The sequence below is a fragment of the Actinacidiphila polyblastidii genome (assembly GCF_036353415.1).
In the GTDB taxonomy this organism is placed as follows: domain Bacteria; phylum Actinomycetota; class Actinomycetes; order Streptomycetales; family Streptomycetaceae; genus Actinacidiphila; species Actinacidiphila polyblastidii.
This window is the reverse complement of sequence record NZ_JAZEWV010000005.1, coordinates 315989-336336: the sequence shown is the minus strand read 5'-3', so window position 1 is coordinate 336336 and position 20348 is coordinate 315989. Positions and strand designations below refer to the sequence as shown.

Sequence of the window (20348 nt, the reverse complement as noted above, 5' to 3'; positions counted from 1 at the left end):
GGCTGAACCTGCTCGTCGGTGGCGGGTCCGCGGGTTGTCCACAGACCCGAAGGGCTGACTGGCGGCGGTGGGCCGCGGGCCCGCACAGTGGACTCATGCGGGGCTGGTGGCAGGAGATCACCGGGCTGGTGCTGCCGGTGGACTGCGCGGGCTGCGGGCGTCCGCGGACCGAACTGTGCGAGCGGTGCCGTTGCCGGCTGGGCGGGGCGGCCACCGCGCGGCGGGTGCGGCCGTCGCCCGAGCCGTCCGGGCTGCCCCCGGTCTGGGCGGCGGGGACGTACGAGGACGAGGTGCGGGCCGTGCTGCTGGCGCACAAGGAGCGGGGTGCGCTGGGGCTCGCCGCGCCGCTCGGCGCCGCCCTGGCGGGGGCGGTGCTGGCGGCGGTCCTGAGCGGGGCCGGGGTCAGGCCGGTACTGCTCGTGCCGGTGCCCTCGGCCCGGCGTACGGTCGCGCAGCGCGGGCACGACCCCACCGCGCGGATCGCCCGGGCGGCGGCCAGGGAGCTGCGGCGCCGCGGGCTGCCCGCGAGGACCGTGCCGGCGCTGCGGCAGCGGCGTCCGGTCGCCGACCAGTCCGGGCTGACCGCGGCCCGGCGGCTGGCCAACCTGGCGGGGGCGGTCGCGGCCGCGCCGGGGCAGGCGGCGCTGCTGGCGCTCGCGCCGGTGGTGCTGGTGGACGACCTCATGACCACCGGGGCGTCACTGACCGTGTCGGCTCAGGCCGTGGCTGTCGCCGGAGGGCAGGTGGCGGGGGCGGCGGTGGTGGCCGCGCCACGCGATGCCTGAGTTCTGCCTGAACACGCATTACCGCAGGTAGCACGGGCGTGGATTCACCCGAACAGCGCTAGCGCGCCGTTGGGGATGCCGACTTCCACACTCCGGGACTATGTTCGGGGGAGAGGGAAGCGAACACCTGGGGTGTTGATCTTCCCAGTGGGGCAGAAGGAGGTGAAAGCCGCGGCTTCGTGGCCCCCGGAAGCCCCGGGCGGGCGAAGCGGCAGCCAACGCAGCGCCGGACGGGACTGGCACCCGTCCTGGCCTCAGGAAAGGGATCACCTCTGGTCGAAGAGGTGGTCCGGGAACGGAGTTCTGCGTGGACATCGTCGTCAAGGGCCGCAAGACCGAGGTGCCCGAGCGGTTCCGCAAGCATGTGGCCGAGAAGCTGGACAAGATCCAGAAGCTCGACGGCAAGGTGATCAGCCTCGACGTCGAGGTGTCCAAGGAGCTCAACCCCCGGCAGGCGGACCGTTGCGACCGGGTGGAGATCACGCTGAACACGCGGGGACCGGTGGTGCGTGCCGAAGCCGCAGCCGCCGACCCGTACGCCGCCCTGGACGTGGCGGTCACCAAGCTGGAGGCCCGTCTGCGCAAGGCGGCCAGCAAGCGGCACACCCGCCGCGGGAACGGCAGGACGCCCGCGGCAGAGGTCGGCACGACCGTGCCGGACGCCGCGCGGCTCAACGGCGACGGGGTGCTGATCGCCGACGAGGCCACGGACGGCGTGCCCACCACCAGGTTCGGCCCGCTGGAGGTGCGCGGTGAGGGACCGCTGGTGGTCAGGGAGAAGACGCACGCCGCCTCGCCGATGGCGCTCGACCAGGCGCTCTACGAGATGGAGCTGGTCGGCCACGACTTCTACCTGTTCGTCGACAGCGAGACCAAGCAGCCCAGCGTGGTGTACCGACGGCACGGCTACGACTACGGCGTCATCCATCTGAACGCGGACGAGAGCGGGGCGGGGGCGCCGGCCGGAGCCGGCGGCGCGCTCAACCACGAAGTCTGACCGCGCTCCGCGCCACCGCGCGCCTGCCGCGCGGTGGCGCGCGCACGCAGCAACTCCGGTGCCCCCGGGTCGTCCTGGGGGCACCGGAGTGCTCGGACGTGAAATGCTGGACCGGGGGCCAACTCTGGTCCGAGGGGGAGGGATCTGATGCCGGACTTCGAGCACGGGGGCACCGGCGAGCGCATGGCCGCCTACGGCGAACGGCCCGATCCTGCGGTTGCGGAACCCATCAGGGTGCTGGTGGTCGACGACCACGCGCTGTTCCGCAGGGGTCTGGAGATCGTGCTGGCCACCGAGGAGGACATCGAGGTCGTCGGCGAGGCGGGGGACGGCGCGGAAGCGGTCGAGAAGGCCGCGGACCTGCTGCCCGACATCGTGCTGATGGACGTGCGCATGCCGCGCCGCGGCGGTATCGAGGCGTGCACCTCGATCAAGGAGGTGGCTCCCAGCGCCAAGATCATCATGTTGACGATAAGCGACGAGGAAGCCGACCTCTACGAGGCGATCAAGGCCGGCGCGACGGGATACCTGCTCAAGGAGATCTCCACCGACGAGGTGGCGACCGCGATCCGTGCGGTGGCCGACGGCCAGTCGCAGATCAGCCCGTCGATGGCGTCGAAGCTGCTGACCGAGTTCAAGTCGATGATCCAGCGCACCGACGAGCGACGGCTGCTGCCCGCGCCCAAGCTCACCGACCGGGAGCTGGAGGTGCTGAAGCTCGTCGCCACTGGTCTGAACAACAGGGACATCGCCAAAGAGCTGTTCATCAGCGAGAACACCGTGAAGAACCACGTGCGCAACATCCTGGAGAAGCTTCAGCTGCACTCCAGGATGGAGGCCGTGGTCTACGCGATGCGCGAGAAGATCCTGGAGATCCGCTAGCCGCTGGCCGCCCGGCCGTCGGCCGCCTGCTGCTGGGCGTCAGCGCTTGAGCGCCATGACCAGCGGCTCCCGCAGCGTCTCGGGCAGCACCCGCTCGACGCGGGCCTCCCCGCAGCCGACCCAGCCGGCCGCTTCGGTGATCGCGTCGGCGGCGGGCTGCACCGCCTTGGGGCCGTCCAGCGACACCTGCCGTGCCACCAGGGTGCTTCCCTCGCGCGCCGGGTCCACCCGGCCGACCAGCCTGCCGCCGGCCAGCAGCGGCATGGCGAAGTAGCCGTGGACGCGCTTGGACTTGGGGGTGTACGCCTCCAGCCGGTGGGTGAAGCCGAAGATCCGCTCGGTGCGCGGGCGGTCCCAGACCAGTGAGTCGAAGGGCGACAGCAAAGTGGTGCGGTGCCGCCCGCGCGGCTCGCTCGCCAGCGCCGCCGGGTCCGCCCACGCGGGCTTCGCCCAGCCCTCGACCTCCACCGGGACCAGGCCGGTGCCGTCGATCACCGCGGCGACCTGCTCGCCCTTGAGCCGGTGGTAGTCCGCCAGGTCGGCCCTGGTGGCCACGCCCATGGCGGCGCCCGCCTGGGCGACCAGCCGGCGCATGCACTCGGCGTCCTCGATGTCGTCGTGCAGCAGGGCGTCCGGCACGGCGCGCTCGGCGAGGTCGTACACCCGCTTCCAGCCGCGGCGCTCGGTGCAGACGACCTGGCCGGTGTCCAGCAGCCACTCGACCGCGATCTTGGTCTCGGACCAGTCCCACCACGGTCCGCCGTTCTTCGCGCCGCCCAGCTGGGTGGAGGTCTGCGGTCCCTGCGAGGTGAGCTGGTCGAGGACCGCGGCGCAGGATCTGCCGGCGTCCGCGAGGCGGTGCCAGCGGTGGCCGCGGGCCCGCATGGCGCGCCGCCGGAAGGCGAAGTGCGGCCACTCCTCGACGGGCAGGATGCAGGCGGCGTGCGACCAGTACTCGAAGGCGTGGTTCTCGGTCCAGTAGGCGCGCTCCACCGCGTCCCTGCCGACCGCGCCGAGCCGGGCGTACGGGATCAGCTCGTGCGACCTGGCCAGCACCGAGATGGTGTCGAGCTGCACCGCGCCCAGCGAGCGCAGCACCCCGCGGGTCCCCGCCTGCCGGTCCGGGGCGCCCAGGAAACCCTGGGCGCGCAGGGCGAGCCTGCGGGCCTCGTCGGCGGAGAGCGAGAGCTGGGGCGGCGGCGCGGTCGTCATGGCGCTCAGCCTAGGACCGGCCACTGACAAGCGGCGGCGGTCCTCGGGGAGGGCCTCAGCGCGGGTAGGGGAGGTAGGCGGTCGCCGCGGCGCGGTCCCGGTCCGAGGGCAGCAGCGAGCCGCTCCACGCGTCCCGCCGGGTCCCCTCGTGGACGATCCTGGAGCGGATGGTGCCCTCCATCACGAAGCCGACCTTCAGCGCCACCGCGCGCGAGCCCTCGTTCCCGGCCTCCGCGTACCACTCCAGGCGCTCCACGCCGAGGGAGTCGAAGGCCCAGTCGCACACCGCGCGGGCCGCCTCCGTGGTGTACCCCCTGCCGCGCTGCTCCTTGACCGTCCAGTAGCCGAGTTCGGCCTGGTGGTCGGGGGCGGCCAGGTGCGCCAGGCGGAGCAGGCCCATGGTGCCGGTGAGCGTGCCGCCGGCCCGGGTGAAGACGCCGAAGTTGTAGACGCTGTCGTCGCGCCAGCCCTCGGGGCACGTCCGCGCGACGAACGACTCCGCGTGCTCGCGGCTGTACGGTGACGGGACGCTCGTCCAGCGCGGTATGTCCGGATCCTGACAGGCCGCGTGCACGGCCCCGGCATCCGATGGCCGCAGCGGACGCAGGTGCAGGCGGTCGGTGCTGAGGGTGATCGGCTCCATCTGCCGAGTATCGCGGGGCACCTTGCGCGGTGGAAAACCGTTTTGCTGATGCCGGGCCTCCCGGCCCCCTGGTCTCCTCGCTTACGATGGCCGTTGCAGCCGGGACGAGACAGATCAGGAACCCCGCTGTGCCAGCGCGGGAGCCGCGCAAGGCCCGACCGGCAAGGAGCCAGCCTACGTGTCCGTCATCAGCAAGATCATGCGTGCAGGTGAAGGCAAGATCCTGCGCAAGCTGCACCGCATCGCGGACCAGGTCAATTCCATCGAAGAGGACTTCGTCAGCCTTTCCGATGCCGAGCTGAGGGCCCTCACGGACGAGTACAAGGAGCGGCACGCGGAGGGCGAGTCGCTCGACGACCTGCTGCCCGAGGCGTTCGCCACCGTACGCGAGGCCGCCAAGCGCGTCCTCGGCCAGCGCCACTACGACGTGCAGATCATGGGCGGCGCGGCCCTGCACCTGGGATTCGTCGCCGAGATGCGCACCGGCGAGGGCAAGACCCTGGTCGGCACCCTGCCCGCGTACCTCAACGCGATCTCCGGCAAGGGCGTGCACCTCATCACGGTGAACGACTACCTGGCCGAGCGCGACTCCGAGTGGATGGGCCGGGTGCACCGCTTCCTCGGCCTCGAAGTCGGCTGCATCCTGGCGAACATGTCGCCGGCCGAGCGCCGCGCGCAGTACGCCTGCGACATCACGTACGGCACCAACAACGAGTTCGGCTTCGACTACCTGCGCGACAACATGGCCTGGTCGAAGGACGAACTGGTCCAGCGCGGCCACAACTTCGCGATCGTCGACGAGGTCGACTCGATCCTCGTCGACGAGGCGCGCACCCCGCTGATCATCTCGGGCCCGGCGGACCAGGCCACCAAGTGGTACGGCGACTTCGCCCGGCTGGTGAAGCGGCTCACCCGCGGCGAGGCCAGCAGCCTGGGCAAGGAGGAGACCGGCGACTACGACGTCGACGAGAAGAAGCGCACGGTCGCCATCCACGAGCCCGGCGTCTCCAAGGTCGAGGACTGGCTGGGCATCGACAACCTCTACGAGTCGGTGAACACCCCGCTGGTCGGCTACCTGAACAACGCGATCAAGGCCAAGGAGCTGTACAAGAACGACAAGGACTACGTCGTCATGGACGGCGAAGTCATGATCGTCGACGAGCACACCGGCCGTATCCTCGCCGGCCGCCGCTACAACGAGGGCATGCACCAGGCGATCGAGGCGAAGGAAGGGGTGGACATCAAGGACGAGAACCAGACGCTCGCCACCATCACCCTCCAGAACTTCTTCCGCCTGTACGACAAGCTCTCCGGCATGACCGGTACGGCGATGACCGAGGCCGCGGAGTTCCACCAGATCTACAAGCTCGGCGTGGTGCCGATCCCGACCAACCGGCCGCTGGCCCGGATGGACAAGCCGGACCTGATCTACCGCACCGAGGAGGCGAAGTTCGCGGCCGTGGTCGAGGACATCGTCGAGAAGCACGAGAAGGGCCAGCCGGTCCTGGTCGGCACCGTTTCGGTGGAGAAGTCCGAGTACCTCTCGGCGCAGCTGTCCAAGCGCGGCGTCCCGCACGAGGTGCTCAACGCCAAGCAGCACGACCGTGAGGCGTCGATCGTCGCGCAGGCCGGCCGCAAGGGCGCTGTCACGGTGGCCACCAACATGGCCGGCCGCGGCACCGACATCAAGCTCGGCGGCAACCCCGACGACCTCGCCGAGGCCGAGCTGCGGCAGCGCGGACTCGACCCGCTCGAGCACGTGGAGGAGTGGGCCGCGGCGCTCCCGGAGGCGCTGGAGCGCGCCGAGGCGGCGGTGAAGGCAGAGCACGAGGAGGTCAAGGACCTCGGCGGCCTGTACGTGCTGGGCACCGAGCGCCACGAGTCCCGCCGGATCGACAACCAGCTGCGCGGCCGCTCCGGCCGTCAGGGCGACCCCGGCGAGTCCCGCTTCTACCTCTCCCTCGGCGACGACCTGATGCGGCTGTTCAAGGCGCAGATGGTCGAGCGCGTGATGTCGATGGCCAACGTGCCGGACGACGTCCCGATCGAGAACAAGATGGTCACCCGCGCGATCGCCTCGGCCCAGTCGCAGGTCGAGCAGCAGAACTTCGAGATCCGCAAGAACGTCCTGAAGTACGACGAGGTGCTCAACCGGCAGCGCGAGGTCATCTACGGCGAGCGCCGCCGCGTCCTGGAGGGCGAGGACCTGCAGGAGCAGGTGCAGCACTTCATGAACGACACCATCGACGCGTACATTGACGCCGAGACCCGCGAGGGCTTCGCGGAGGACTGGGACCTGGACCGGCTGTGGGGCGCCTTCAAGCAGCTCTACCCGGTGAAGGTCACCGTCGAGGAGCTGGAGGAGGCGGCGGGCGACCGGGCCGGCATCACCGCCGAGTTCATCGCCGAGTCCGTCAAGGACGACATCCAGGAGCAGTACGCGGCGCGCGAGGAGCAGCTCAGCGAGGAGATCATGCGCGAGCTGGAGCGGCGCGTGGTGCTCTCGGTGCTGGACCGCAAGTGGCGTGAGCACCTCTACGAGATGGACTACCTGCAGGAGGGCATCGGCCTGCGGGCGATGGCGCAGCGCGACCCGCTGGTGGAGTACCAGCGTGAGGGCTACGACATGTTCACCGCCATGATGGACGGCATCAAGGAGGAGTCCGTCGGCTACCTGTTCAACCTGGAGGTCCAGGTCGAGCAGCAGGTCGAGGAGGTCCCGGTGGCGGCGCAGACCGACATCCAGGACGCCCCGCCGTCGCTGGTCAAGCAGCCCGAGATCCGCGCCAAGGGCCTGGAGGCCCCCAAGCGCGCCGACCGGCTGCACTTCTCCGCGCCGACGGTGGACGGCGAGGGCGGCGTCGTCGAGGGCGACTTCGCGGGCGCCGCGGTGGACGGCGGCGGCGCCGACGACGACGGTACGACCCGCGCCGAGCGGCGCAAGGCCGCCAAGGGCGGACGCCGCCGCAAGAAGTAGCCGCGGCAGCGGCGGACGCGCACGATCACCGGCTCGGGGCCGGGCCTTCACGGTCCGGCCCCGAGCCGTCGCGCGTCCCGGGCGCCAGAACCGGTGCACGCGCGGTGGCCGGCGGCGCGCGGCCGCCCGCTCACCGCGCCGCGACCTGGGTGCATCGCCAGCGCTCCCGGCCGTAGCCGGGCCCGGACTCCTCGTCGCCGGGCTCCAGGCGGAAGGCCAGCGCCCGGAACACGTCGTGGTCCAGGGCGACCACGGCGGTCACCTCCAGCGCCCCGCCCGCGGTGCGGAAGTAGCGGCAGCGGTACACGTAAGGGGTACGGCCCCGGGCGCGGGCCCGCCAGTCGGTGCGGGCGGCCTGCAGCTCCCAGAGCCGCTGGTACGCCTCGTCCCTGACCCGGCCGGCCAGGCAGGTCAGCGGCTGCCGGCCGGTGAGCACGTCGAGCAGCCGTCCGGCGAACCAGACGTGCGGCGGCAGCGGGCGCACCGCGGGCCGCAGGGCGGCTCCCGGGCGGGCGGCTGGGCGGCGGGTGTCGCGGCGGCCGGGCGGCGCGGTGCCGCTTCCGGGACGGCGGGCTGAGACGGTCTGCGTCGGTGTCCGCATGAAAACCCCCAAAGATCGTTACCGGTTGGTAAGGCCGGTTGTAGGGGGCTCGGGGCGGCGCGGGCAAGCGGTCGCGCCGCCGTGGCGCGGTCCGCCGGGATTCACCTATCAAGGTGGTCCTACGCCGTATGCTTCACGCCATGCGCGTCTACATCCCCACCACCCTCACCGGGCTCGCCGACGCCCACAAGGCCGGTGAGCTGGGCCCCGTCCCGCCGGACGCCTTCGCGGTGACGCCGGGCCTGCGCGAGTGGTACGTCTCGGACGACATCGAGGAGTTGGAGTACGCGGCGCTGACCCGGGCCGCCCAGGCGTCGCTTCGGCTGCTGGCGGTGGACCCGGACGCGCCGCGCCGCCGCGTCGTCGTCGCCGTCGAGGTGGCCGAGACGGCCGTGCGCTTCGACCCGGACCGCGGTCTCGACCCCTCGGCGCTGGGCGCGGTGCGGCTGACCCGGCCGGTGCCGTTCTCGGAGGCCGCGGCGGTGCACGTCGACGCCGACGACGCGCAGGCCGACGTGAGCGCCGCGGCCGCCGCGCTGGGCGCGGCCGACACCGGCGACGACGACGCGCAGTTCACGGTCGACGGCGCCGAGGACCACGAGCTGCTCTGGTACGCGACGCAGGAGATCCCCAACCTGATCGGCTGACCGGCCCACGGGTCGGCCGTCCGGCCCGCTGACCAACCCCGCTGACCGGCGGGTTGGCGGACGGCGGAGTTTTCCACAGGCCGCAATCGCCCTGTCGCCGTCCGCCGGTACCGTTCCTGATGTGAACGCGCATCTGGTGTGGGACTGGAACGGCACCCTCTTCCACGACATCGACGCGGTGATCGAGGCCACGAACGCCTCGTTCGCCGAACTCGGGCTGCCCCCGATCACTCTCGACCGGTACCGCGAGCTGTACTGCGTGCCGGTGCCCCGCTTCTACGAGCGGCTCATCGGCCGGCTGCCCACCGGCGCCGAGTGGGAGGTCATGGACGCCACCTTCCACCGGCACTACTGGACGCTTGCCGAGCGCTGCGGCCTGGCGGAAGGCGCCGCCGAACTGCTGGCCGCGCGTAGCTCCGCCGGACTCGGCCAGTCGCTGTGCTCGCTCGCGCCGCACGACCAGCTCGTCGGAATCGTCGGCGTCCACGGCATCACCCGCCACTTCCAGCGGGTGGACGGCCGCGTCGACTCCTCGACCGAGGGCAAGGCCCACCAGATGGCCCGGCACCTCGACGCCCTCGGCATCGCCGACCGCAGCCGCGTCGTGGTGATCGGGGACGCGCTGGACGACGCCGCGGCGGCCACCCACGTGGGTGCTCATGCCGTGCTGTACACCGGAGGTTCGCACAGTCGTGCGGTACTCGCCGCCGCGGGGGTGCCGGTCGCTGAGACCCTGGCGGAGGCCGTTGAACAGGCAGAACGCATAGCCGGCTGAGACCGGGGGCCGGTTTCTGTCCAATCGGGCCAAACCTGAGTGGTGCATTTGTACGAAGGCGGCGCATGACAGGCACCCGGGCATCAGCGATAGCCTTGCTTGCGTGATCACCACTGATCCGCACAGCGGGGGCCGATTCGCGCTTATGGGCTCGAGCGACCCCTTTTCCGGCATAGCGTCGTCCCGTAGCGGAAACCCCGCGTCACGGTACGTCGTGCCATCACCCGACGTCACGCAATGGCGCGCGACAGGAGTCAGAGAAGATGCAGACCAAGCTGGACGAAGCCAAGGCCGAGCTGCTGGAACGGGCAGCCCGGGTCGGTGAGAACAGCCCGGCGGGGGGACTACCCGGTCAGGGCCTCGACGCAGAGGCGCTGACGGCGTTTCTCCAGCGTTACTACCTGCACAGCGCACCCGAGGACCTGGTGGACCGCGACCCGGTCGACGTCTTCGGCTCCGCACTCTCGCACTACCGGCTGGCGGAGTCCCGCCCGCAGGGCACGGCCAACGTCCGGGTGCACACCCCGACCGTCGAGGAGAACGGGTGGCAGTGCAGCCACACCGTGGTGGAGGTCGTCACCGACGACATGCCCTTCCTCGTGGACTCGGTCACCAACGCCCTCACCCAGGCGAACCGCGCGATCCACGTCGTCGTCCACCCGCAGTTCCGGGCGCGCAGGGACGTGACGGGCAAGCTGCTCGAGGTCGTCGGCCCGGCGTCCGGCGGCACCGAGGACGAGCCCCCGGCGCACGAGGTGCTCGTCGAGTCCTGGATCCACGTCGAGATCGACCGGGAGAGCGACCGCGCCGACCTCAAGGAGATCGCCGCCGACCTGCGCCGGGTGCTCTCCGACGTCCGGGAGTCCGTCGAGGACTGGACGAAGATGCGGCAGGCCGCGCTCTCCATCGCCGACGAACTGACCGCCACCCCGCCGCCGGTCCCCCAGCAGGAGTCCGTCGAGGCCGTCGAGCTGATGCGCTGGCTGGCCGGCGACCACTTCACCTTCCTCGGGTACCGCGAGTACGAGCTCACCACCGAGAGCGCCGCCGAGGGCGAGGAGGACGTGCTGGTCGCGATCCCGGGCACCGGCCTCGGCATCCTGCGCTCCGACCCGGTGCACCCGCAGGCCGACAGCACCCACCCCGGGCACCACGGCAACCCCAACTCCCCGTCGTTCAGCCGCCTTCCGGCCGACGCCAGGGCCAAGGCGCGCGAGCACAAGCTGCTCATCCTCACCAAGGCCAACAGCCGCTCGACCGTGCACCGCCCCTCGTACCTGGACTACGTCGGCGTCAAGAAGTTCGACGCCGAGGGCAACGTGATCGGCGAGCGCCGCATCCTGGGGCTCTTCTCCTCCGCCGCGTACACCGAGTCGATCCGCCGGGTGCCGGTGATCCGCCGCAAGGTCGAGGAGGTGCTGGACGGCGCCGGGTTCTCACCCGACAGCCACGACGGCCGCGACCTGATGCAGATCCTGGAGACCTACCCGCGCGACGAGCTCTTCCAGACGCCCACCGACGAGCTGCGGTCCATCGTCACCAGCGTGCTGTACCTGCAGGAGCGCCGCAGGCTGCGGCTGTTCCTGCGGCAGGACGAGTACGGCCGGTACTACTCCGCGCTGGTCTACCTGCCGCGCGACCGCTACACCACCGCGGTGCGGCTGCGGCTGACGCACATCCTCCAGGAGGAACTCGGCGGCCTCAACGCCGACTTCACCGCGTGGAACACCGAGTCGGTGCTCTCCAGGCTGCACTTCGTGATCCGGGTCGACTCCGGCACCCGGCTGCCGCAGCTCACCGACGCCGACGTCGAGCGGATCGAGAACCGGCTCGCCGAGGCCACCCGGTCCTGGGCCGACGGCTTCGCCGAGGCGCTCACCTTCGAATGCGGCGAGGAGCGGGCGGCCGAGCTGGCCCGCCGCTACGCCCAGGCGTTCCCCGACGGGTACCGCGCGGACTTCTCCCCGCGGGCGGCGGTCGCCGACCTCCAGCACATCGAGAGCCTCGGCCCGGACGACTTCACCCTCAGCCTGTACGAGCCGGTCGGCGCCGCCCCCGAGGAGCGCCGCTTCAAGATCTACCGCACCGGCGCGCCCGTCTCGCTGTCCGCGGTGCTGCCGGTGCTCCAGCGGCTCGGCGTCGAGGTCGTCGACGAGCGCCCGTACGAGCTGCGCCGCACCGACAACTCCCGGGCCTGGGTCTACGACTTCGGGCTGCGGCTGGACCCGGCGCTCGGCGATCTCGGGGACGACGCCCGCGAGCGCTTCCAGGATGCCTTCGCCGCGACGTGGACCGACCGGGCGGAGAACGACGGCTTCAACTCCCTGGTGCTGAGGGCCGGCCTGGACTGGCGGCAGGCGATGGTGCTGCGCGCCTACGCCAAGTACCTGCGGCAGGCGGGCTCGACCTTCAGCCAGGACTACATGGAGGACACCCTCCGCACCAACGTCCACACCACCCGGCTGCTGGTCAACCTCTTCCAGGCGCGGCTCTCCCCCGACCACCAGAAGGCCGGCAGCGAACTGACCGACGGCCTCATGGAGGAGCTGGACGGCGCCCTCGACCAGGTCGCCAGCCTCGACGAGGACCGCATCCTCAGGTCGTTCCTCACCCTGATCAAGGCGACCCTGCGCACCAACTTCTTCCAGCGCGACTCCGCAGGCGAACCGCACACCTACCTGTCGATGAAGTTCGACCCGCAGGCCATCCCGGACCTGCCGGCGCCGCGCCCGGCGTTCGAGATCTGGGTGTACTCGCCTCGGGTCGAGGGCGTGCACCTGCGCTTCGGCAAGGTGGCCCGCGGCGGTCTGCGCTGGTCCGACCGCCGGGAGGACTTCCGCACCGAGGTGCTCGGCCTGGTCAAGGCGCAGATGGTGAAGAACACCGTCATCGTGCCGGTCGGCGCCAAGGGCGGCTTCGTCGGCAAGCGGCTGCCCGACCCGGCCGCGGACCGCGACGCCTGGCTGGCCGAGGGCATCGCCTCGTACAAGACCTTCATCTCCGGTCTGCTCGACATCACCGACAACCTGGTGGCCGGTGAGGTGGTGCCGCCCAAGGGTGTCGTCCGGCACGACGAGGACGACACGTACCTGGTGGTGGCGGCCGACAAGGGCACCGCGTCCTTCTCCGACATCGCCAACGAGGTCGCGGTCTCCTACGGCTTCTGGCTGGGCGACGCCTTCGCCTCCGGCGGCTCGGTGGGCTACGACCACAAGAAGATGGCCATCACCTCCTCCGGCGCCTGGGAGTCGGTGAAGCGGCACTTCCGGGAGATGGGCCACAACACCCAGGAAGAGGACTTCACCGTCGTCGGCATCGGCGACATGTCCGGTGACGTGTTCGGCAACGGCATGCTGCTGTCCGAGCACATCCGGCTGGTCGCGGCCTTCGACCACCGGCACATCTTCATCGACCCCAAGCCCGACGCGGCGACCTCCTACGCCGAGCGGCGCCGGGTCTTCGAGCTGCCGCGCTCCTCCTGGGCGGACTACGACACCTCGGCGATCTCGTCGGGCGGCGGCGTCTTCCCGCGCACCGCCAAGGCCATCCCGCTCAACCAGCAGATCCGCAGCGTGCTCGGCATCGAGACCACCGCGCCGAAGATCACCCCCGCCGAGCTGATGAAGGCGATCCTGCAGGCCCCCGTCGACCTGCTGTGGAACGGCGGCATCGGCACCTACGTCAAGGCGTCGACCGAGTCGCACGCCGACGTCGGCGACAAGGCCAACGACGCGATCCGGATCGACGGTGCGCACCTGCGCGTCAAGGTCGTCGGCGAGGGCGGCAACCTGGGCTTCACCCAGCTCGGCCGGATCGAGTTCGCCCGCTCGGGCGGCCCCGAGGGCGAGGGCGGCCACATCAACACCGACGCCATCGACAACAGCGCCGGCGTGGACGCCTCCGACCACGAGGTCAACATCAAGATCCTGCTCAACAGCGTGGTGGCCGAGGGCGACCTGACGGTCAAGCAGCGCAACACCCTGCTGGCCGGCATGACCCACGAGGTCGGCGACCTGGTGCTGCGCAACAACTACGCGCAGAACGTCGCCCTGGCCAACAGCATGGCCCAGAGCGACAGCCTGCTCCACGCCCACCAGCGCTTCATCCGGCGCCTGGTGCGCGACGGCAGGCTGGACCGGCAGCTGGAGTTCCTGCCCTCGGACCGGCAGATCCGGGAGCGCGCCGCGGCGGGACAGGGCCTGACCCAGCCGGAGATGGCGGTGATCCTCGCCTACGCCAAGATCACCGTCGCCGACGAGCTGATCGCCACCGACCTGCCCGACGACCTGTATCTGCGCGGGCTGCTGCACGCGTACTTCCCGGTCCCCCTGCGCGAGCGGTTCGCCCCGCAGATCGACGCGCACGCGCTGCGCCGCGAGATCATCACCACCGTGCTGGTCAACGACACCGTCAACAGCGGCGGCACCACCTTCCTGCACCGCTTCCGGGAGGAGATCGGCGCGACCACCGAGGAGATCGTCCGGGCGCACACCGCGGCCCGTGCGATCTTCCACCTGGGGACGCTCTGGGACGAGGTGGAGTCGCTCGACAACATCGTCGCCGCCGACGTGCAGACCCGCATCCGGCTGCACGCACGGCGGCTGGTGGAGCGCGGCACCCGCTGGCTGCTCAACAACCGGCTGCAGCCGCTGCAGATCGCCGAGACCATCGACTTCTTCGCCGACGGGGTCGCGACGGTCTGGGCCCAGCTGCCGAAGCTGCTGCGCGGCGCCGATCTGGAGTGGTACGAGACCCTGCACACCGAGCTGACCGGCGCGGGAGTGCCCGAGGAGCTGGCCGTGCGCGTCGCGGGCTTCTCCTCGGCCTTCCCGGCGCTGGACATCGTCGAGGTGGCCGACCGGACGAAGAAGACGCCGCTGGAGGTCGCCGAGGTCTACTTCGACCTGGCCGACCGGCTGCAGATCACCCAGCTGCTCGACCGGATCATCCTGCTGCCGCGCGACGACCGCTGGCAGTCGATGGCGCGCGCGGCGATCCGCGAGGACCTCTTCGCGGCGCACGCCGCCCTCACCGCCGACGTGCTGGGCGCCGGAGCTGAGGAGGCCACGCCGGAGGAGCGGTACCAGGCGTGGGAGGAGCAGAACGCCGGGCTGATCGGCCGGGCCCGCACCACGCTGGAGGAGATCCAGGGCGCGGAGGAGTTCGACCTCGCGAGCCTGTCGGTGGCGATGCGGACCTTCCGCACGCTGCTGCGCCAGCACCGCTGAGCACCCGGCCCTGGGTCCCTGCGGGCCCAGGGCCGGTCCGCGTCAGCCGGAGCCCGGCGACCGGGACTGCCCGTCGGGCATCTTCCACACCGTCAGCAGGGTGGTGTAGCCGGGCATGGTGTCGGTGGTCCCGGAGTCGTCCGAGGGGGTCTCGTCGGTGATCTGCAGCATGGCGAGGTTGCCGTCGGAGGTCACCGTGCACAGCACCGAGCCCTTGGTGAAGTACGTGTCGGCGTCCAGGTCCTTCTTCGAGATATCGCTGGGCAGCGCGTCGGCGCCGACGCCGTCGCGGCACTGCTGGTAGGTCGGGCCGGCCGACTTCCCGAAGGTGGTCAGGAAGCGCATGCCGCCGTCGGCCCAGGTCTGGTACTCGATCTCGAAGTGCTCGGTGTCGCCGATGGTTCCGTTGGGGTCGACGGTGGCCTGGTCCAGATCGACGTGCGTCCCGGTGCTGTAGGCGGGGGAGCGGATCACGAACCGGCGGCTGTCGACGAGCAGTTGCGGCTGCTGGACGGCGGGCTGCGTGGTGGGTTCGCCGGTCGGCCCCTGGCTCCCGACGCCCGACGCCGCCGCGGAGGCGGAGGTCGTGCCGGTACCCGGTGCGCCGGTGTGCGTGCCGGGGCTGCCGCCGTCGGCGGCCTGGTCGCCGCCGCGCTGCCGGGCGAAGGCGTACGTCAGCGTCACCGCCAGCACGAGCGCGATCACCATGCCGCCGACGGTCAGCACCTTGCGGGTCCGCCCGCCGCCCGGCCCGCCGGGGGCGCCGGGGCCGCCCGGCCCGTCCTGCGCAGGGAACCCGCTCCCGTATCCGCCGGTCCCGGCGCCCGCGCCGCCCGGCATTCCGAACCCCGCGCCGGCGGCGGCGGCCGGGCCCGCAGGGCCGGTCCCGCCCCCGTACCCGTGCGCGCCGGTGTAGGCGCTGCCGCCGTACGCGCTCGGGGGCGCGGCCGGCCGCTGCGGGACACCGGGCGGCGCGCCCGCCGGCGGGTCCGGAACGGTCACCGGCGCCATCGCGTCCGGCGGACGCTGCGCGGCGGCCTCGCGCCGTACGATCTCCGCCGCCACGGGCTCGGGCAGCCACCCCGCGAAGTCGCGCAGCGGCCGCCCGGCGGCGCTCTCGCACAGCTGGGCCAGTTCGGCGGGCGCGGGACGGGCCGCGGGGTCCGCGACCAGGCAGCGTTCCAGCAGCGGGCGGAGCGCGTCCGGGTAGCCGGACAGGTCGGGCGGCCTGATCGCGGTGTTGGCGATCTTCGCGGCGAGCGTGATCGCGCCCGCCTCCCCGTACGGGTGGCGTCCGGTGGCGGCCACCGCGGCTATCAGGCCGAGCGAGAAGACGTCGGTGGCGGGCGTCAGGTCGAGGCCGTTGGCGTGCTCGGGCGACATGAACTGGGGGGTGCCGATCAGGCCGCCGCTGCGGGTGATCTGGGTGGACTCGGCGGCGCGCGCGATGCCGAAGTCGATCACCCAGGGGCCGTGGGCGGAGAGCAGCACGTTGCTCGGCTTGAGGTCGCGGTGGATCACCCCGGCGGCGTGCACCGAGCGCAGCGCCTCGGCCGCGCAGCCCACCAGTTGCAGCACGGCGGGCAGCGGCAGGACGCCGTGGCGCGCCAGCGTCTCGTCGAGCGGCAGCCCCGGCACGTACGTGGTGGCGAGCCACGGCTGGTCGCCGGTGGTGTCGTGGTCGACGACGGGCACCACGTGGTAGCCCTGGACCCGCCGCGCCGCGACGACCTCCTGCTGGAACCGCCGCCGGAACTCCTCGTCCCGGGCGAACTCCCGCCGGATCACCTTCAGCGCGACCGGCTGGCCGCCGCGGGTGTGCGACAGGTAGACGGTGCCCATGCCGCCCTCGCCGATCCGGGCGAGCAGCCGGTAGCCGGCCTGCTCGCGCGGGTCCTGCACCTCCAGCGGCTGCAGCGGACCGGACGCGTCGTGGCTGGCGTACTGGCTGGCGATGTCGGCACCCCCCGGTAGACGAACGGGCCACGATGCTACCCGCCGGCCGTGGACCGCCGCCGGTACGGTCTCCAACTCGGCACGCAATCAGGCCGGTTCCGTGACAGACCCGCCGCCGGTGCGTCAGCCGCCCCCACTGCCGCCGCCGTCGGCGGCGTCGAGCCGGATCAGCCGCTCGTGCGACGGCACGTCCCAGGCGACGAGCGTGCCCTGGTACGGGATGTGCTCGTCCTGGCCGAGCAGCAGCCAGCGGGCGCCCCAGCGGTGGGCGATGTCGCGGCGCACCGGGTCGGGCGTGGCGGAGTCCAGGTACGCGAAGAGGTCGCCGAAGCGTCGGTCGCGCTCGGCGGGCGGGGTCGAGGGGTCGGGCCAGGTGGGGGCGACCAGCCGGATGCCGTAGGCGGGCAGCACGTGGCTCGCCTGGTAGCTGTCGGTCAGCACCACGTCGCCCTGGTGGGTGCGCGCGACCACCCACCGGTAGTCGTGCCAGCGCACCGGATGGCCCAGGTCGACCGGCAGCAGCCGGCGCGGCACCACCGCGCCGATCTGGGCGGCCAGCCCGCAGCACAGCGCGGCCGCGGCCAGCGGCGCCAGCACCCGGCGCAGCCGCGTCCACCGGGGGAGTTCGGCCAGCTCGACGGCGAGTGCGAACTGCGGCGGCACCAGCAGCAGCGCGAACACCCGGCCGTAGGTGTAGTGCCCGCTCAGCCAGCCGTAGCCGGCGATCGCGCAGTCCGCGGCGAACATCAGCACCAGCGGGTCGCGCGCGCCCCACCGCCCGCCGGCCCGCGCCCGCCACACCAGCGCGGGCAGCCCCACGGCGGCCAGCCCGTACCACCGCAGCGGCTGCTGGTAGAGGGTGCGGTGCACCGCGTCCAGGGTGGCGTCGCCGGCCAGCGTCCAGACGTCGAAGTAGGGCCAGGCGGCCGCCGCGCCGGCCGCGGCCGCGGCGGTCACCGCCCACCCCGCGCCGATGTGCCACGACCACGTCCGCTGCCGCGCCGCCACCGTGGCCAGCGCGCCGACGGCTGCCGCGAGCGCGGTGATCGGGTGGATCAGCAGCAGCACCCCGCCGGCCGCGCCGAGCGCGGCGTGCGCCCCCCACCGCCGGGCGGCGCGCGGCCCGGCAGGCGTCGTCACGAGCCGGTCGGTCCACGCCCACAGCAGGAACGTCAGTCCCACCGCGAAGGCGCTCGGGTAGGACGCGCCGCGGGTCAGCGACCACACCCCGCAGAAGCCGCTCCACTCCGTGCCGCGCACGCCCCACAGCAGCGAGAAGGCCGCCAGCGCGTAGACCGGCGCGAGCGCCCGCGCGCTCAGCGTCCTCGCGTACGCGCCCACCCCGGCCACCAGCACCGCCACGTTCAGGGCTCCGCACCAGCGCAGCGCCACCCACCCGGCCACCCCGCTCGCCTTCGCGAGCAGCCCGAGCCCCACGATGTACGGCGAGTAGTACGGGCTGCCCGTCCCCGGCGCGGCCAGCAGCGGGTTCGCGGGATGCCGCCAGTCCTCCCTGACCTGCTCGACGGCCGCGGCGTGCTGCCCGAAGTCGGAGGCGGGCGGGGTGTGCCGCAGGACCACCGAGAGCACCAGCCAGTAGGCGGCGCCGACCAGCAGGTACGGGCCCGGCCGCCGTGCACGCGCGGCGGCCGCGCGCCCGAGACCGGCGGCGGAGCCCGCGGGACCCGCGGTGCGCGCCGGTGGCCCGGTGGCGGTCACCGCCCGCACAGCACCCGCTCGGCCCGCAGGGGGTCGTCGGGATAGCGGAAGGCGGTGCGGGACCAGGCGCCGGCCAGGTTGTGCCAGAACCGCGCCGGGGTCAGCGGGGCCCGCACGGAGGACTGCAGGTCGGCGAGCGGACCGCAGTTCAGGGCGGCGCGGGCGGCGCGGACCCGGGCGGCGTCGAGACCGGCAGGGACGGGCGTGCCGGGGTCGGTGTAGTCGGCGACGATCCACGCGGGGTCGATCGGCTTCTCGTGGCCGGCGCGCGCGTCGGTGCGCGCGGCCGCCCTGGCCTGGTGGGCGACGAGCGGGTAGGCCAGGCCCAGCGGGTCGACGGAGTCGCCGTCCAGCGGGGTGACGATGCCGTTGTAGCCGAGCAGGTCGTAGGAGCCGGCGACGGTCGCGCCGAACCGGTGGGCCAGCGGCAGCCGGACGAACCGGCCGCCGCCGGCCGGGGTCGGCAGCAGCAGCACCGGCGGGCCCGCGGCGAGCGCGGCGCGCACCGCGGCCCGCAGCGGTTTGGCGCGCAGCGCGTGCACCTCCTGGGAGTCGGGGTGCGAGGAGCGCGTGTAGACCTGGTAGTCGGTCTGCTCGTCCAGGATCAGGTACGGGTTGCCGCTGGAGGCCGGGGGCCGCCACAGCAGCGCGCACGCCACGCTCCACACCGCGAGCGCGACGACCGCGGCGAGCGCCACCGGGGCCGCGGGCCTCGCGCGGGCCGCGCGCCGCGCGCGATCCGGGACGGTCAGCGGCACCGCGCACAGCGGCAGCACGAGCAGGAACAGTCCGGGCAGCAGCAGCCGGCCGTGCATGAAGTCGCCGCCCACCCGGCACACGTACAGCCACGACAGCAGCCCGGCGACCGGCGGGGCGAGCAGTTCCGGGCGCAGCGCCCGGCGCAGGGCCCGCCGCGGCGCGCAGGCGGCGAGCGCGGCCACCGCCAGCAGCGGCAGCCACAGCCGGTAGGGGCCGGCGAAGTTGCCGAAGTACGCCAGGCCGCGGGTCCACACCGCGTCCGACGCCTCCTTGGTCAGCGCGGGCAGCGGTACGAGCACGCCGTAGTAGCCGGCCCGGAAGACCTCGTACGCGGCGGGCAGCGCGACCGCCGTGCCGAGCAGCGCGAGCGAGCGGGCCGCACCGGGCCGCAGCATCCACCACAGCGCGCCGAGGAAGACCGCGCCGACCACCGCGAGATCCGGCCGCACCAGCGGCCCGAGCCCCAGGACGAACGCGGTGGCGTACACCCTGCGCGGCCGGTCCGCGGCGTCACGCGCGGCGACCAGGCACCACCACGACAGGCCGATCCACCCGGTGGACAGGCCGTTCTCCAGCCCGGAGGACGCGTAGTCCCAGTCGGCCTTGACCGCGAGCAGCACGAGCATGCCGAGCGGCAGCAGCGGGGCGCCGGTCAGCGGGCGGACGGCCCGGCGGGCGGCGGCCACGGCGAGCGCGTACCCGGCGCCGGTGAGCAGCACGCCGAGCACCACCGCGACGAGCGCCGGGTCCCGGCCGGTGGCGTACGTGGTGGCCGCGACCAGCCACTGCCACAGCGTGCCGGTGGAGGCCTCGGCGCGTTCGCCGACGTTGAAGAGGGGGCCGTGGCCGGCCAGGATCTGCCGGACGGTGCGGGTGTAGATCATGCCGTCGTCGCCGACCCACCGGTGCTGCCAGCCCATCGCCACGGCGATCAGCGCGGGCACGCCCGCGATGCCGGCCTCGCGGGCCCGCCGGCCCGTCAGCGCCGAGCGGAGGCGGTCCGTCCGCCCGGTCCTGCCGGACCCGCCCGTCCCGCCGGTCGCCCGCGGTGGCGGCCGCCGGGCCCCCGGGGCCGGAGCCAGCTCGTGCGAGGTCATGGCGGAACTCCCGACTCCCGGCGGCACACATCGGTCCATCAGGATCAGCGTGCCAAAAGGTCATCGCATG

The 20348-nt window shown here is 72.9% G+C and carries 13 protein-coding genes; 7 read left to right on the top strand and 6 right to left on the bottom strand.

The window, feature by feature from the left end; translation table 11 throughout:
• Positions 1–95 precede the first annotated feature (95 nt).
• The 3 genes from V2S66_RS09795 (at position 96) to V2S66_RS09785 (ending at position 2664) form a co-directional block, all read left to right on the top strand.
• Positions 96–785, top strand: coding sequence for a ComF family protein (locus tag V2S66_RS09795; RefSeq protein ID WP_330794154.1), 690 nt, complete (start codon positions 96–98; stop codon positions 783–785).
• A 307-nt stretch (positions 786–1092) separates the two neighbouring features.
• On the top strand, positions 1093–1782 hold the full coding sequence (hpf, locus tag V2S66_RS09790) for a ribosome hibernation-promoting factor, HPF/YfiA family (RefSeq protein ID WP_330794153.1): 690 nt from the start codon (positions 1093–1095) through the stop codon (positions 1780–1782).
• Positions 1783–1965: 183 nt separating this feature from the next.
• A complete protein-coding gene (locus tag V2S66_RS09785) occupies positions 1966–2664 on the top strand; it encodes a response regulator transcription factor (RefSeq protein ID WP_330794192.1) in 699 nt (232 codons plus the stop codon).
• A gap of 39 nt (positions 2665–2703) precedes the next feature.
• Here V2S66_RS09785 and V2S66_RS09780 read toward each other — a convergent pair whose 3' ends face one another.
• Positions 2704–3876 carry a winged helix-turn-helix domain-containing protein gene (locus V2S66_RS09780; RefSeq protein ID WP_330794152.1) on the bottom strand — a complete coding sequence of 391 codons (1173 nt, stop codon included), beginning with the start codon at positions 3874–3876 and terminating at the stop codon, positions 2704–2706.
• A 55-nt stretch (positions 3877–3931) separates the two neighbouring features.
• A complete protein-coding gene (locus tag V2S66_RS09775) occupies positions 3932–4519 on the bottom strand; it encodes a GNAT family N-acetyltransferase (RefSeq protein WP_330794151.1) in 588 nt (195 codons plus the stop codon).
• Positions 4520–4697: 178 nt separating this feature from the next.
• Here V2S66_RS09775 and secA point away from each other — a divergent pair, with 178 nt between their 5' ends.
• Positions 4698–7496 (top strand): preprotein translocase subunit SecA, encoded by a 2799-nt coding sequence (gene secA, locus V2S66_RS09770; RefSeq protein ID WP_330794150.1) that lies wholly within the window; start codon positions 4698–4700, stop codon positions 7494–7496.
• A gap of 130 nt (positions 7497–7626) precedes the next feature.
• On the opposite strand, the gene V2S66_RS09765 is transcribed toward secA, so the two are convergent.
• Positions 7627–8097: an Rv3235 family protein gene (locus V2S66_RS09765; protein ID WP_330794149.1), complete on the bottom strand. Its 471-nt coding sequence runs from the start codon at positions 8095–8097 to the stop codon at positions 7627–7629.
• Positions 8098–8237: 140 nt separating this feature from the next.
• On the opposite strand from V2S66_RS09765, the gene V2S66_RS09760 reads away from it, so the two are divergent.
• From V2S66_RS09760 to V2S66_RS09750, 3 genes are all read left to right on the top strand, one after another.
• The gene (locus tag V2S66_RS09760; protein ID WP_330794148.1) at positions 8238–8744 is read left to right on the top strand and encodes a DUF6912 family protein; all 507 of its coding nucleotides are present in this window, start codon (positions 8238–8240) and stop codon (positions 8742–8744) included.
• A 121-nt stretch (positions 8745–8865) separates the two neighbouring features.
• The gene (locus V2S66_RS09755) at positions 8866–9519 is read left to right on the top strand and encodes an HAD family hydrolase (protein WP_330794147.1); all 654 of its coding nucleotides are present in this window, start codon (positions 8866–8868) and stop codon (positions 9517–9519) included.
• Positions 9520–9782: 263 nt separating this feature from the next.
• A complete protein-coding gene (locus tag V2S66_RS09750; protein ID WP_330794146.1) occupies positions 9783–14747 on the top strand; it encodes an NAD-glutamate dehydrogenase in 4965 nt (1654 codons plus the stop codon).
• A gap of 42 nt (positions 14748–14789) precedes the next feature.
• Here V2S66_RS09750 and V2S66_RS09745 read toward each other — a convergent pair whose 3' ends face one another.
• Genes V2S66_RS09745 through V2S66_RS09735 form a run of 3 tightly spaced genes read right to left on the bottom strand, consistent with a single transcriptional unit; the run spans position 14790 to position 20278 of the window.
• Entirely contained in the window at positions 14790–16778 is a 1989-nt protein-coding gene (locus V2S66_RS09745; RefSeq protein ID WP_330794145.1) for a serine/threonine-protein kinase, read from the bottom strand.
• A 48-nt stretch (positions 16779–16826) separates the two neighbouring features.
• Positions 16827–18422 (bottom strand): hypothetical protein, encoded by a 1596-nt coding sequence (locus V2S66_RS09740; protein ID WP_330794144.1) that lies wholly within the window; start codon positions 18420–18422, stop codon positions 16827–16829.
• Positions 18419–20278: a hypothetical protein gene (locus tag V2S66_RS09735; RefSeq protein ID WP_330794143.1), complete on the bottom strand. Its 1860-nt coding sequence runs from the start codon at positions 20276–20278 to the stop codon at positions 18419–18421. The genes V2S66_RS09740 and V2S66_RS09735 overlap by 4 nt, the downstream gene beginning before the upstream one ends.
• Between the last annotated feature and the right edge of the window lie 70 nt (positions 20279–20348).